The sequence below is a fragment of the Streptomyces sp. 17_S59 genome, assembly GCF_056930295.1.
On the sequence record NZ_JBXOWD010000001.1, the window covers coordinates 6956654 to 6971802 of the forward strand.

Sequence of the window (15149 nt, forward strand, 5' to 3'; positions counted from 1 at the left end):
CCGCGGTCCCCTGCGCGCCACGCCTACCGGAACGCCGTCAAGTCCGTGCGCAAGCAGCGGATCCACGGCACCTCGCTGGTCACCCTCACCTTGCTGCTCACTGCCCCGGCCGTGCTGGCCGCCGCGCTGCTGAGGCCGCGGTCGGGCCGGGGAGGACGCCGCTGACGCGCGTCCTGCGCGTCAGCCGGCCGTAGTTCTCCGGCCGGGATCCGCTTCGCTTCCTGCCGCAGTATGTGCCGTCGATATTCCGGACATTTTCCGGACTGCCGCGGAAGCGGCCCGAAGTGGCGTTCTCCCCAGGGCCGCTGCGGGGGACGACCACGGTAGTTGGCAGGTGCACGGGTCTGGTAAGGGGAGCCGGAGACGCCATCGCTCATTGGCGTGTTTTCGTCTTCCGTTTTCCTGCTGCCACGGCGCCCTGACAGGTTGTTGTCGCGCCGGTGGGCATCATGCTGATCATGATGGCGACTGCGGCTGCCGGTGCAGCCCACCGCGGAAGGCAGTAAGAGCAGATGCAGGACCAGACCCACGTGAACGTTCAGACGCCGAGCCCGCTGACGGCCTATCAACAGGACATCTGGGCCGCCGCTTCGCAGGCCCCGGACTCACCGCAGTTCAATTGCATCCTCCACGAGCGCCTGGCGGGCGGCGTCGACCTCGATGTGCTCGCCGCCTGCACCGAGCAGGTGCTGCACCGCCACGAGACGTTCCGCTTACGCTTCGCGGAGGAGTCGGGCACGCCCTTACAGTGGGCCGGTCCCGAAGGCGTCGAGGTCCATACGGTCGACGTCTCCGGGGAGGCCGAACCCGAGGCGGCCTGCACCGAGTGGATGCGCCGCTCGATGGGACGCGCCCTGCCGCTCACCGGAGGACCCCTCGTCGAGGCCACGCTGCTCGTCGAGGGACCGCAGGTCACACATCTGCACATCAAGGCGCACCACATCGTCGCCGACGGCTGGACCGTCAACCGGCTGAGCACCGAGATCCTCGAGGACTACGCCCGAGCGGCGGGCGGCCGGGAGCACACCGACCGCCGGCCGTCCTCCTACCTCGCGTTCGTCGAGGAGGAGAGCGCCTACCGCGCAGGGGCCGACGGCGACCGGGACCGCGCCTTCCACCGCGAGGCCCTCTCCGGCCTGACACCCGCACTCTTCGGCCGCTCGGCGAGCCCGGCGGGTCGCGGCCGCCACTCCTTCGTGATCGAAGGTACCCTCGTCGACCGGATCCGCGCCGCGGGACTCCCGCCGTTCGCCTACATCGCCGCCATGTTCGGCACCTGCCTGAACCGCCTGCACCGCAGCGACGAGGTCGTCCTCGGCATCCCCTTCCTCAACCGGCCGGACGGCCACCACAAGGACATCCTCGGTCAGTTCGCCAACACCCTGCCGCTGCGGATCCCGGCAGGCAGTGGGCGGACCGTACGGGAGCTGGTCGCCGGAACCCAGGGCGCGATCCGCGCCCTCCGCCGCCACGAACGGCTCTCGCTCGGCGACGTCCTGCGCGGGCTTCCCGCCTCCTCCGAAGGCCCCCGGCAGCTCTTCGACGTCACCCTCTCCTACCTGCGCTGGCCCCGCCCCGACCGCATACCCGGAGTCGAGCGCCGGACCGCCATGACGGCCCCCTCGCACGACCAGGACGCACTCGGCGTCGTGGTGAGCGCCTTCGAGGACACGGCCGACATCACGGTCGACCTGGACTACGCCCGTGACGTCTTCGACGACGACCTGCGCATCGAGTCCTTCGCCGGACACCTCAGGACGCTGCTCGCCCACGGCGTCGACATGCTCGACCGGCCCGTCCCGGACGTCCCCATGCTGGAGCCGGCCGAGTACGAGGACCTCACCGCGGTCCGCAGCCACGGCCCCCGCGTTCCCTACGCCCACGAGGCCACCCTCCACGGCCTGTTCGAGGCACAGGCCGCCCGCCGCCCCGGGCAGACCGCCGTCGTCGGCGCCACGGGCGAGACCCTGACCTACGCGGAACTCGACGAGCAGGCCGAGCGGGCCGCGCGGGCGCTGCGCGCCGAGGGCGTCGGCCCCGGCGACCGGGTCGCCGTGATGACGGAGCGCGGGCCCCGGCTCCTTGCAGTGCTCCTCGGCATCCTCAAGTCCGGCGGCGCCTATGTGCCGGTGGACCCCGGCTACCCCGCCGACCGCGTGCGGTTCCTGCTGGAGGACAGCCGGGCCAAGGTGGTCGTCGTGGACGCCGGGACGGCACCGCCGGACGGTCTCGCCGAGGGGACCGCGGTGCGGAGCGTCCAGGACCTGCTGGACGCCGGGCGGGCAGCCCGCCCCGCGCCGCCCGCCCCGCCCGTCACCTCCCGCGACCTGGCGTACGTCATCTATACCTCCGGCTCCACCGGTCGCCCCAAGGGCGTCATGGTCGAGCACCACAGCGTCGTCAACCGCCTCGCGTGGATGCAGCGCCGCTACCCCCTCGGCGACGGCGACGTCCTGCTCCAGAAGACCCCGGTCTCCTTCGACGTCTCGGTGTGGGAGCTGTTCTGGTGGGCCGTCGAGGGCGCGGCCGTGGCCCTGCTGCCGCCCGGCGGCCAGCAGGACCCCCGGCAGATCCTGCGGACGGTCCGCGAACAGCACGTCAGCGTTCTGCACTTCGTGCCCTCGATGCTCGGCCCGTTCCTCGACCTGCTCCAGGCGGAACCGGGGGCACGCGAGGACGTGCAGTCCCTGCGGTACGTCTTCTGCAGCGGCGAGGCCCTGCCCGCCGCCCGCGTCGAGCAGTTCAACCGCGTGTTCGGCGCGGACGCCCCCGCGCGGCTGGTGAACCTCTACGGCCCCACCGAGGCCACCGTCGACGTCTCCTTCCACGACTGCCCGCGCGAACCGGGCGTCACCCGGGTGCCCATCGGCCGCCCCATCGACAACACCCAGCTGTACGTCCTGGGCGCCGACGACCTGCCGCAGCCCGTGGGCGCCGCTGGAGAGCTGTGCATCGGCGGCGTCGGCGTCGCCCGGGGCTACCTGGACCGCCCCGAGCTGACCGCCGAGAAGTTCGTCCGCGACCCCTTCACCCCCGGCGGCCGCCTCTACCGCACCGGCGACCTCGCCCGCTGGCTCGCGGACGGCACCCTGGAGTACCTCGGCCGCATCGACGGACAGGTCAAGATCCGGGGCAACCGCGTGGAACTCGGCGAAGTGGCCGCCGCCCTCGGCGCGTTCCCCGGCGTCCGGGACGCCATCGTCGTCGACCGCACCACCGCCGACCGTGGCACCCACCTGGTCGGCTACTACGCCGCCGACTCCGCTGCCGACCCGGCACAGCTGCGCGAGCACCTCGCCCGGACACTGCCCGCGTTCATGGTCCCCGCCCACTTCGTGCGCATCGACCGCATCCCGCTGACCCCCAACGGCAAGGCCGACCGCCGTGCCCTGCCCGCACCCCGGGACACCGCCGGCCCGACCCCGGGCACGCCGCCGCGCACCCCCGAGGAGGCCGCCCTCGCCGGCATCTGGGCCCGCGTCCTCGACCGCGGGACCGTCGGCGTCCACGACGACTACTTCGCACTCGGCGGCGACTCCATCCTCATGCTCCGGGTACGCGCCGAAGCCGAGGCGCAGGGCCTGCACTTCTCGCTCACGGACCTCGTCCGGAACCCGACCGTCGCGGGCCTCGCCACCCGCGTCGAGCGCCGCACCGGGAGCCGGGGCGCGGCCGCCCTCGCCCCGTTCGCCCTGGTGTCCGGCGTCGACCGGGCCCGCCTGGAGGGCACCGAGGACGCCCACCCGCTCACCCGGCTCCAGCTCGGCCTGCTCTACCACAGCCGCAGGCACGAGACGTCCGCCATGTACAAGGACGTCTTCCAGTACACCCTCGAACTCCCCTGGGACGAGGACGCGTTCCGCCGCTCCTTCGACCGGCTGGTCGCACGCCACCCGGCGCTGCGCTCCTCCTTCGACCTGGCGGGCTTCTCCGAGCCCCTCCAGATCGTCCACCCCTGCGTGCACGGCGGCCTGGACATCGCCGACCTGCGCTCCCACGACGGCGCCGCGGCGGACGCGGAGATCCGCGCCCACGTCGAGGAACGCCGCCGCCACCCCTACGCCTTCGACCGGGCGCCGCTGTACCTCTTCCGCGCCCACGTCCGCCCCGGCACCGTCGACCTGGTCCTCAGCTTCCACCACGCGCTGCTCGACGGCGGCAGCGTCGCCAACCTCCTCCAGGAACTCCTCCAGGACTACGCGCACACGCTCGGACTGGACATCGGCCCCGTCGCGGCCACCGCGCCGCCCTCCGCGGCCTTCTGCGTACAGCAGGAGCAGGCAGCCCTGCGGTCCGAGGAGACCCGGCGCTACTGGAAGGAGAAGCTGGCAGGCTGCGAGCCCCTCCAGATCGAGGCGTTCCGCCCGCACCGGCCCGCGGCCGGCGGCGGGCCGGCGTCACGCCGCGTCGACCTGCCCGACGCGCTCGTCGCACAGGTGCGCCGCTTCGCCGCCGAGCACACCCTGCCCGTGAAGTCCGTGCTCTTCGCGGCACACTGCCTCACCCTCGCCCTGCTCGCCGGCACCCGCGACGTGACCACCGGACTCGTCACCCACGGACGGCCCGAACTCGCCCACGCGGAACGCACCGCAGGACTCTTCCTCAACACCGTGCCCCTGCGCCTCGACACCGCGCGCACCGACTGGCTCGACGTGGCACACGAGGTATTCCGGCAGGAACAGGACGGCCACGCCCACCGCCGCTACCCGCTGAGCGCCATCCAGGAGGACCACGGCGGCCCGGTCCTGGACACCGCCTTCAACTACGTGCACTTCCACCAGCTCGCCGAGGTCCTGCGCGTGCCCGGGCTGCGCCTGCGGTCCTTCCGCACCTGGGAGGAGACCAACTTCCGGCTCCTGGTGAACGCGGTCACCGACCCGGACGGCGGCCGCGTGTGGCTGCGCGTCGACTGCGACGGCGACACGTTCTCCACCGAGCAGGCCGGCCTCTACGGGCACGACTACCTGCGGATCCTGCAGCGGCTGACGGAAGACCCGCACGGGGAGCCCGACTTCGCCTTCCTCGCCGGCCGCCCGGCCCCCGCCCGGGCCGTCCCGCACCCCACCGTCGTCGAGAGCTTCGCCCGCCAGGCCCGCCGCACCCCGGACGCCACGGCCCTCGTCATGGGCGGGGAACGCTGGAGCTACACCCGGCTGGCCGAGACGGCCGCCGCGGTGGCCGGGCGGCTGGGCGCGCTCGGCGCCCAGCCCGGGGCCCGGATCGGCATCGCCATGGACCGCTCGCCGCAGACGATCGCCGTGATCCTCGGCGTCCTGCGGGCCGGGTGCGCGGTGCTGCCGCTGGACGTCGGCTACCCGGCGCCGCGCCTGGCCGCGATGCTGGAACAGGCCCGGCCCTTCCGCGTCGTCGCCCACGGCCCGTACGCCCACCTCGCCGACGACCCCGCGCTGGTGCTGCTCGCCGAAGCGGCGACCGAGCCGCTCCCGGGCCCCGGCGTGCCGGACCCCGCCCCGATCGACGCCGAGAGCACCGCCTACGTCCTGTTCACCTCCGGCTCCACCGGCCGGCCCAAGGGCGTGGCGATGCCGCACCGCTCGCTGGCCGCCCTGGTGGCCTGGCAGACCCGGATCCCCAGCGGTGCCGTGGGCGGCGCGACCCTCCAGTACGCCCCGCTGAGCTTCGACGTCTCCTTCCAGGAGATCTTCTCCACCCTGTGCTCCGGCGGCACCCTGCACCTGGTGGGCGACGCCGAACGGCGCGACATGCCCCGGCTGCTGCGGCTCGTCGACAGCGAGGGCATCGAGCGCGTCTTCCTGCCCTACGTCGCCCTCCAGCAACTCGCCGAGACCGCGGACGCGCTGGGCATCACCCCCCGCGCCCTGCGGGTGATCGTCTCCTCCGGCGAGCAGCTGCGCGTCACCCGGGAGATCCGCAGGCTGTGCGCGGTGCTCCCGGACGCCCTCCTGGAGAACCAGTACGGGCCCACCGAGACCCACGTCGCCACCGCCTACACCATGACCGGGGACCCGGCCGCCTTCCCCGCCCTGCCGCCCATCGGCCGCCCCGTCGACGGCGCCGAGGCACTCGTCCTCGACGACCGGCTGCGCCCGGTGCCCCCCGGCGTCCGCGGCACCATCCACCTCGGCGGCGCCTGCCTGGCCCACGGCTACGAGGGCCGCCCCGACCTGACCAAGGAACGCTTCCTCCCGCACCCCTTCGCGGGCGGGGACCGGCTGCTCTACGACACCGGAGACCTCGGCCTGGTGCTCCCCGACGGCGCGATCGTCTACGCGGGCCGGGCCGACACCCAGGTCAAGGTGCGCGGCTTCCGCGTCGAACTCGCCGAGGTGGAGCTGGCGGTCACCGGACTCGCCGGGCGGTACCCGGGCCTGCGCGACGCCGCGGTCGTCGCCCGGCGGCGCGCGGACGGCGACGCCTTCCTCGCCGCCTTCCTCGTCGGCGAGGGCACCGAGGAGGACCTGGCCGGGATCCGCGAGCACCTCCAGGCCGCGCTGCCCGACCACATGGTGCCCGCCCACCTGCAATGGCTGGCGGACCTGCCGCTGACCCCCAGCGGCAAGCGCGACGACGCCGCCCTGCGCGAGGCCCCGCTCACCGCCACTGCTCGGGCCACCGGCACCGCGCCGCGCGACGCCCACGAACGCGCGCTCGCCCGGATGCTGGCGGACCTGCTGCACCTGCCCGCCGTCGGTGTGCACGACAGCCTCTTCGACCTCGGCGGCACCTCGCTCACCGCGATGCGGCTCGTCGTCCAGATCGAGCAGCGCTACGGGGTCGACATCCCGCTGTCGGGATTCATCGCGGCCCCCACCGTGGCCGGTCTCGCCGCACGGCTGCGCGAGGGCAATGCGGTCGCCGCGTACGACCCCGTGGTGCCCATCCGTCCGCAGGGGACCCGCAGGCCGCTGTTCATGGTCCACCCCATGGGCGGCAACGTGCTGTGCTACGTCCGCTTCGCCCGGCACCTCCCCGACGACCAGCCTCTCTACGCGCTCCAGGCGGCCGGTGCGGACCCGGGCACCACGCCCCTGGGCAGCGTCGAGGAGATCGCCGCCTGCTACGTGGCCGCGCTGCGCAAGGTGCAGCCGCACGGCCCGTACGCCGTCGGCGGATGGTCCTTCGGAGGCTTCGTCGCCTTCGAGATCGCCCGCCAATTGCGGGCTGCGGGCGAGGAAGTGGACCAGCTGGTGCTGCTCGACACCACCGCGCTGAGCCCGGGGGAGCGCACCCGCCACACCGACGATGCCCTGCTGGGCTGGTTCTTCTGGGAACTGCTCTGGCTCGAGCGCGGCGGCGACTCCCCGATGGAGGCCATCCCCGGCGAACTCGGCACGCTGGAGGAGAAGTTCGACTTCATCGCCCGCATGGCGAGCGAGGCGGGCGTCCTGCCAGCGGACAGCTCGGGCGCCGTCATCCGCCGCCTCTTCGGCGTCTACCGCGCCAACTGGCAGGCGGCACTGGCCTACCGGCCCGCACCCGAGGACCAGGACCTCACCCTGATCCGCGCCGGCCAGCCGCTCCCGGACGTCCTCGCCGCGATGCACGGCGCCGCCGGCAGCCGCCACCAGGACCCGGCCAACGGCTGGCGGGACATGACCAGGGGCCGGCTCCGCATCGTGGCCGTGCCCGGCGACCACCTCACGATCATGGAAGAACCGCACGTGGCACACGTGGCCCGGACCGTCGCGGACCTCATCGGCACCGGCCCGGCCGGCACCCCCAAGGAGAACTGACACCATGGAACGCCACCCCCGCAAGGCCATCGTCGTCGGCGCCGGCATCGGCGGTCTGACCTGTGCCATCGCCCTGAGAAAGGCCGGCATCGACGTCGAGGTGTACGAGCGCGCCGCCGAGTTGCGCGCGGCAGGATCCGGCCTGTCCGTCATGAGCAACGCCGTCAATGCGCTCGCCACCCTCGGCATCGACCTCGGCCTGGAGCGGCGCGGCCGGACCGTGGAGTCGTTCACGGTCATGGACCACCGGGGCGACGAGATCAGGGACCTGCCCTTCAAGGAGGTCTGCGACAAGGTGGGCGCCCCCAGCGTCTGCCTCAGCCGCTCCGACCTCCAGGAGGCCCTGCTCGCCGCGGCCGGGGACTGCCCCGTCCACCTGGGCGCCACCGCCACCGGGTTCGACGCCGACGACACGGGCGTCACCGTCCGCTTCGAGGACGGGCGCACCGCGCGCGGCGACTTCCTCGTCGGCGCCGACGGCTTCGGCTCCGCCGTGCGCCGCCACCTCGTCGGACCCGAGGACTCCGCGGACAGCGGCTACGTCTGCTGGCTCGGCATCGTCCCCTTCGACCACCCGGTCCTCACGCCGGGCACCGTGCGCCACTACTGGGGCAGCGGGCAGCGCTTCGGCCTCATCGACATCGGCCACGGCCGTTACTACTGGTGGGGCACCCAGAACATGCCCGCCGCCCGCTCCCACGCCTGGGACGGCACCAAGGACGAGATCACCGCGGCGTACGAGGGCTGGGCCGACGAGGTGCGGGCGGTGATCGAGGCCACGCCGCAGGAGGACATCCTCGCCGTGCCCTCCCGCGACCGCGCCTTCCTGGAGCGCTGGGGAGCCGGCCGCGTCACGCTCCTCGGCGACGCCGCCCACCCCATGCTGACCACCCTCGGCCAGGGCTCGGCCATGGCGATCGAGGACGCCGTCGTCCTCGCCCACACCCTCGCCGAGCCCGGGGCCGGGGACGACCTGCCGCTCGCCCTGCGCACCTACGAGGACCGCCGCCGCGACCGCACCCGCGCCATGGTCGCCGCGTCCCGCGCCATGAGCGACCTCGAGCAGGCCGCCACCCCCGAGCACATGCGGGCCCGTGACGACTTCTTCCGGCTGACCCCCCGCGAGGAACTCGCCCGCCAGAACGAGGAGGCCCTCACCTTCCCCGGCGTCCCCGCACCCGAGCCCCGCGTCCGCCGGGAGCTGAGCCCCCTGGAGCGCTGGTACTGGACCGCCGACCGGACCTCGCCGCTCGTCGGCATCGTCCGCACCCGCGTCCACGGACCCCTGCCGCTGCCCTTGCTGCGCCGCGCACTTGACGTCCTCCAGGCCCGGCACCCGCTGCTGCGCGTCGCGATCACCGGGGACGACGGGGGAGCGGCCCCGGCGTTCCGGCCGGTGGGCGGGCAGCCCATTCCGCTGCGCCATGTGGAGCTGCCGCCCGGCGACCCCGAGGCGGGCACGCGGTGGGAGCGCGAGGTCGACGAGCGCGAACTCGTCGACCCCGTCGACTGGCGCACCGGACCGCTGCTGCGCGCCGTCGTGATCACGAGCCCCGCGGGCGGCGAGCACGAGGAGGACACGCACGACCTGCTCCTGACGGCCGCGCACTGCATAGCCGACGGCATGTCGGGCCTGGCCCTGCTCCGGGAATGGACCCGCATCGCCGCCCGGCTGAGCGCCGGCGAGGAGCCGGACCGGACGTCGCACCGGGCGCTGCCGGCCGCGGAGGACCTGCTCCCGGACCGCCACCGGGGAGCGGCGGGAGCCGCCGGGCTCGCCGCCCTGATGCGGCGTGACGAGGAGGAGGCGCAGCGGCTGCGGCCGCGGCGCGTCCTCCCCAGCAGCCCGGTCCCCTTCGACCGGCGGCGCACCCGGGTGGTGCACCGCTCCCTCACCGCCGAGCAGCTGGACCTGCTGCTGCGCGCCTGCAAGCAGCAGGACACCACGGTGCACGGAGCCCTGGCCGCCGCCATGGTGACCGCCGTCGCCGAGGAGGCGGGGACGCCCGGACTCGCCTACTTCTCGATCGGCTCCCCGCTCGACTTCCGGGCCGAACTCGAGCCCGCCGTCTCCCGCGACGAGGCCGGCACCTACGCCGCCACCCTCCCCACCCGCGTCCGCTACGAGCCCGGAGCGCCGCTGTGGCCCATGGCCCGCGCCATCAGCCGGGACCTCGCGGACCGCCGCAAGCGGGAGGAACACCTCTCCCTGATCAACCTGCTGGAGCAGGCCGGGCCGAAGTCGTCCGCCGACAGCGAATCGTTCATGCGCTACATGGACGAACAAGGCCCGATCAACCTGTGCCTGTCCAACCTCGGCCGCTACGACTTCCCCGACCACGTGGGCCCCTGGCGTCTTACGGACACGCAGATCATCGGGAGCATCTCGGTGACGGGCGCCGTCGTGGCGACCGCACTCACCAGTCACGGGCGGCTGTCGTGGAACTTCAGCCACGTCGACGGCATGGTCCCGAGGGAACGGGCCGAGCGCATCGCCGACGGGTCCGTCCGCACCGTGCTGGCCGCCGTCCCCGCCTGACCGGCACGGCACCGATCACCACCACCAACCACAGAAGGAGAAGGTTTTGTCCATCCGTCAGCCCAAGCCCCTGCCCCCGGCCGGCCGGGCCGTCGTCATCACCGGCGCCTCCTCCGGCCTCGGCAGGGAGTGCGCACTCCACCTGGAACGGCGCGGCTTCCGCGTCTTCGCGGGCGTGCGCAGGGCGGAGGACGGGGAGCGGCTGCGCGCCGAGGCGTCCTCGGCGCGGCTGCACCCGGTGCTCCTCGACGTGACCGACGAGGAGTCGATCCGGGCCGCTGCGGCCGAGACCGCCGAGGCGGTGGGCGGGCCGGGCGTGTGGGCGGTCGTGAACAACGCCGGCACCTGTGTGTCCGCACCCCTGGAGTGCGTGACGCCCGAGGAGCTGCGGCAGCAGCTGAACACCAATGTGGTCGGGGCGGTCGCCACCACCCAGGCCTTCCTGCCGCAGCTGCGGCGCACGCGCGGCCGCGTCGTCAACGTCTCCTCGGGCCTGGGCCGGCTCGCCGCCCCCTACCTCGGCGCGTACGCGACCGGGCAGTTCGCGAAGGAGGGCATGAGTGATGCGTTCCGGCGCGAGCTGCGGCCCTTCGGGGTCTCGGTCTCCGTCGTGGAGCCGGGCGCGATCGCGACGCCGATCTGGGGGAAGGTGCGGGAGACCGGCGAGGAGATCCTCGGCAGGGCGCCCGGCGAGGTCGCCGAGCTGTACCGGGCCGGCTTCGAGAGGTTCCTGAAGATGAACGAGGAGCGGGCGCAGGCGAGCCGGACGCAGCCGGAGGACTTCGCCCGCGCCGTCTTCCGGGCCCTCACCTCCGCCCGCCCCCGCACCCGCTACCGCATCGGCCCCGACGCCCAGTCGGCGGCCCTGCTCTCCCGGCTGCTGCCGGACGCCGCACTCGACCGCTGCCTCGAGATGCTCACCAAGGCGGGCTGACGCCTCCAGGGGGTGTCCGGTGGGTGGGCACACCCCCTAGCCCCGGGCCGCCGCACCGAGGGCCCGCAGCAGCGGGGCCGGATCGACGCCCCGGGGCAGGTCGCTGACCTGCCCGTCCCCGACCTCGACCACCCGCCACTCGCCGTCCTCGCGGAGGGCGAGGTCGGTCGTGACGAACCGGCAGCCGAGCGCCCCGACCCGCGCGGCAACGCCCTCCAGCGCCGGCTCCGGCACTTCCGGCGCCCGCTCCGGGCTGTCGGGGTGGGGCGTGACCAGGACGGGGGTGCCGTCCACCCACCACACCCGGGCCTCGCCGGCCTCGGCGAAGCGCTCGAAGGCGCGTATCACGACGCCACCGGCGAGGAAGCCGTCCTGGAGTTCCACGAAGCGGGCCACCACCGCCGTCAGCCGGGCGGTGTCGGCGAGGTCGGGCACGTAACAGGCCTCGTGCCACTCGTGCTTGCGCGACTTGACGAAGTCCTTCACGATGCCCGGCCCGGGACCGAGCCCGGCCGCCGAACCCGCCAGCTCGGCGCCGCCCGGTGCCCGGCCCGGCTCGGCGGCCAGCCAGGCGCTGCGCGGCGTGAGGGCGGCGAACGTCTCGTACCAGCCGGGCAGTTCGTGCGCACGCCGGTAGGCGTCGGCGGACGTCAGCAAGGTCACGCCGCGGGCGGCGAGCGCAGCGGCAAGCTCCGCCCAGCGTTCCGTGGGCACCATCCAGCCCCGGTACCAGGCCGTCCCGGCCTCGCGGGGCACCCCGGCGACGGCGCCCGCCAGGTCCCCGGCGAGCAGGGCGTCGTGGTCCAGCAGCGCCACGGGCAGGTCCAGCTCCCGGGCCGTGCGCACTTCCGCCGCGAAGTGCGGATCCGCCCTGCGGGGGCGCAGCGGGTCGCTGCAGAAGATGATCAGTGCTGTCATGTCCGGCACCCTATGCGGCAAGGCCGGGCAGGGCCGGGCCGGGCGCCCCTGGCTAGGGTGGGCTCATGATCACTGCCGATGACGTCCGCCGTATCGCGCTGTCGCTCCCGGAGACCGTGGAGAAGGAAGCGTGGAGCATGCCCACCTTCCGCGTCGCCGGGAAGATGTACATCACGATCCCCGACGACGAGACCTCCTTCGCCGTGCGGTGTCCCAAGCACGAGCGGGACGAGCTGATCGCGGCCGAGCCGGCGAAGTTCTGGGTGCCGCCGCACGAGGCGGGGTCCGCGTGGGTGCGGGTGCGGCTCGCCGCGCTGGAGGACCTGGCCGAGTTGCGCGACATCCTGGTGGACTCCTGGCGGCAGGCCGCGCCCGAGCACCTCGTGGACGCCCTGCCGCCCGAGGCGTCCGCATGAACGCGGGCAGCGGCCGGCCCCGGTGGCCGGCCGCTGCCCGGGAAGGTCACCCGGAGGTCACTCGCAGCCGCGCTGCCAGTTCCAGCCGATGAACGTGTGACGCAGCTCCACGTCGAACTCGCAGGTCGCGGTCGAGTCGGGGTTGAGCTTCACGGACGAGTGGTGGGTGTTCGCGTACCACTTGCCGATCGGGTCGAAGATGCCCTTGTAGGTGAAGTCCGCGTCCGCCTTGGTGTTGACGACCGTGCAGTCGGTGGTGCAGTCGTCCGTCTTGTTCGACGACTTCAGCGACCAGCCGGCGTCCCACGGCTCACGGTTCCACTCCTGGCGGGCCTCGGTGGCGGCGGTGGTGATGCGGCCGTTGTCCGAGGTCCAGGTGGAGTTCGTGTACAGACCGGTCATCCGGATCTTGCAGCAGTCGAACATCTCGTTCCAGCTGCGGAACTGACGGGTGGTGCCCGGCGCGACGGCCGCGAGGCTGCGGGGCGCGGCCTGGGCGCTCTTGGCGGTCTGGCCGGAAGCGGGCACGTACTGCACCGGGCCGAGCACCGGCTTGCAGTCCTCACCGATCGTGACGTCCTGCTTCACGGCCATGCCGGCCGGCGGCGCGGGCAGCGATCCGGTCAGCTTGACGCCGTCGCAGGACTTGGCGGTCGGCGGCTGCGTGGGAGCCGTCTCGGCACTGGCGGTGCCGCTCACCAGGGAGAGCGCGCCGGCCGTGGCCACCACGATGGTTGCGAATCGCTTCTTCAATGCACTTGCCCTTCTAGCACGTTCCGTAGAAGCAGAGCGTAACGGCGCATATCCGGAACCAAACGCCTGCAATTGATCTTGGCAGGAAAGTGGTGGCGTCCGGCGAGCGAGTGCGGTCGGCAGTGGCACCTTCGTGCCAACTTCCTTGACGTGCGGCGGAGGAGGACACGTCCCGGCGCGTAGACGGGCCCGGCGGGGCACCTCCGCCAATCGACCCCTTCACCGCGGCGGCCGCCCCGTGCCAGAATCCACTATGCGGCGATATGACGCGGTTGTGATCGGCAGTGGCCACAACGCACTCGTCACAGCGGCGTATCTGGCCCGCGCGGGCTGGGGCGTCGTCGTCCTGGAGCGGAACGACCGGCCGGGCGGGCTTGTACGCACCGAGGAACTCACCGTGCCCGGCTTCCGGCACGACACCTACTCCTCGGCGCACCCGCTGTTCACCTCCGGTCCCGCCTACGCCGAGCTGGGCCCGGAGCTGGCCGCGCTCGGCCTGACGTACCGGAACCCGCGCTACGCCATCGGCGTCTCGATGCCCGGCTCCCGCACGGCGGTGCTGTCGACGGACGCCGAGGAGAACGCGGCCGAGGCCGAGCGCCTCGCACCCGGCGACGGCGCGGCCCTCACCGCGCTCCTCGCGGACTTCCAGCCCTACGCCGGACCGGTGTTCGGGCTGCTCGCCGCGGAGCTGAGCAGCCCCGCGGCCGCGAGGACCATCCACGGCCTCATGCACGAGGACGGCCACTACTCGGTGTTCGCACAGCAATTCCTGCACACCGCCAGGGACCTGCTGGAACACACCTTCGCGGCGCCGGGGATGCACGGGCTGCTGGCCCCCTGGGCGCTGCACCTCGGCCGCGGGCCCGACGAGGTGAACAGCGCCTTCTGGACCGTCCTGGTGCTGCTCGCCGTGACCTCGGCCGGCATGCCCACCCCCGAGGGCGGCAGCGGGCAGCTCGCCCGCGCGCTGGCGGCCCTGATCGAACAGCACGGCGGCCGGGTCGAGACCGGGCGCCGGGTGGACCGCATCCTGCTGAGGGACGGCCGGGCCGCCGGGATACGCACGGCCGACGGCGAGGTGGTGCACGCCGAACGGGCCGTCGTCGCCTCGGTCAACCCCGACCAGCTGTACCTGCACCTCCTCGCGCACGAGAACGGTGCGATCCCGGCCACGATCAAGCGGCAGGCGAGCGGCTACCGCTACGGGCGCGGCTGCGTGCAGATCCACCTGGCGCTCTCCGAGCCGCCGCGCTTCGCCGACGAACGCCTGGCCCGCACCGGCCAGACCCACCTCACCGGCGGGCTCGACGCGCTGTCCCGCTCGGTCAACGAGGCGACGCGCGGGCTGCTCCCGGCCGAACCGACCGTCTCCTTCGACACCCCCTCCGCCGTGGACCCCTCGCGCTGCCCGCCGGGCGCGGCCGTGGCCAGGCTGCAACTGCTCGATGTGCCGCTGCGGCTCCGGGGCGACGCGGCCGGGCGGATCGGGACCGGCGACGGCTGGACCGAAGAGGTGAAGAACGCCTTCGCGGACCGGGTGATCGACCTCGTCGGCCGGCACGCGCCGAACCTGCCGGGCTCGATCCTCGGCCGGCATGTGATCGGCCCCGACGACCTGGCCCGGTTCAACCCGAACTGCGGGCCCGGCGACCCGTACGGCGGCAGCCACGAGCTGGGCCAGAGCTACCTGCTCCGCCCGCTGCCCGGCCAGCCGTCGCACCGCACCGTCGTGCCCGGCCTGTACATGGTCGGCGCGGCGACCTGGCCGGGACACGGCGTCAACGGCGCCTCCGGCTACATCGTCGCCAAGGAGCTGACCGGCCCGGGATCCTGACCTCGACCGGATCAAGCTGTTTAACTCTGGATCAAGC

7 protein-coding genes are annotated in these 15149 nt (G+C 73.6%); 5 read left to right on the plus strand and 2 right to left on the minus strand.

All coding sequences use genetic code 11. The annotated features are described in order from the left end of the window. Window positions 1–530: 530 nt before the first annotated feature. Genes AC1Z4A_RS31455 through AC1Z4A_RS31465 form a run of 3 tightly spaced genes read left to right on the plus strand, consistent with a single transcriptional unit; the run spans window position 531 to window position 11188 of the window. Window positions 531–7715: an amino acid adenylation domain-containing protein gene (locus tag AC1Z4A_RS31455; RefSeq protein WP_483683282.1), complete on the plus strand. Its 7185-nt coding sequence runs from the start codon at window positions 531–533 to the stop codon at window positions 7713–7715. Between the two features lie 4 nt (window positions 7716–7719). Beyond that, a complete protein-coding gene (locus tag AC1Z4A_RS31460) occupies window positions 7720–10254 on the plus strand; it encodes an FAD-dependent monooxygenase (RefSeq protein ID WP_483683283.1) in 2535 nt (844 codons plus the stop codon). Window positions 10255–10300: 46 nt separating this feature from the next. Continuing rightward, window positions 10301–11188, plus strand: coding sequence for an SDR family oxidoreductase (locus AC1Z4A_RS31465; RefSeq protein WP_483683284.1), 888 nt, complete (start codon window positions 10301–10303; stop codon window positions 11186–11188). 36 nt (window positions 11189–11224) lie between these two features. On the opposite strand, the gene AC1Z4A_RS31470 is transcribed toward AC1Z4A_RS31465, so the two are convergent. Beyond that, window positions 11225–12106 (minus strand): ATP-grasp domain-containing protein, encoded by an 882-nt coding sequence (locus AC1Z4A_RS31470; protein WP_483683285.1) that lies wholly within the window; start codon window positions 12104–12106, stop codon window positions 11225–11227. A 65-nt stretch (window positions 12107–12171) separates the two neighbouring features. On the opposite strand from AC1Z4A_RS31470, the gene AC1Z4A_RS31475 reads away from it, so the two are divergent. Next, window positions 12172–12522 carry an MmcQ/YjbR family DNA-binding protein gene (locus tag AC1Z4A_RS31475; protein WP_483683286.1) on the plus strand — a complete coding sequence of 117 codons (351 nt, stop codon included), beginning with the start codon at window positions 12172–12174 and terminating at the stop codon, window positions 12520–12522. 57 nt (window positions 12523–12579) lie between these two features. Here AC1Z4A_RS31475 and AC1Z4A_RS31480 read toward each other — a convergent pair whose 3' ends face one another. Then, window positions 12580–13275: a hypothetical protein gene (locus AC1Z4A_RS31480; protein ID WP_483683287.1), complete on the minus strand. Its 696-nt coding sequence runs from the start codon at window positions 13273–13275 to the stop codon at window positions 12580–12582. A gap of 274 nt (window positions 13276–13549) precedes the next feature. Here AC1Z4A_RS31480 and AC1Z4A_RS31485 point away from each other — a divergent pair, with 274 nt between their 5' ends. Next, on the plus strand, window positions 13550–15112 hold the full coding sequence (locus tag AC1Z4A_RS31485) for a phytoene desaturase family protein (RefSeq protein ID WP_483683288.1): 1563 nt from the start codon (window positions 13550–13552) through the stop codon (window positions 15110–15112). Window positions 15113–15149 lie beyond the last annotated feature (37 nt).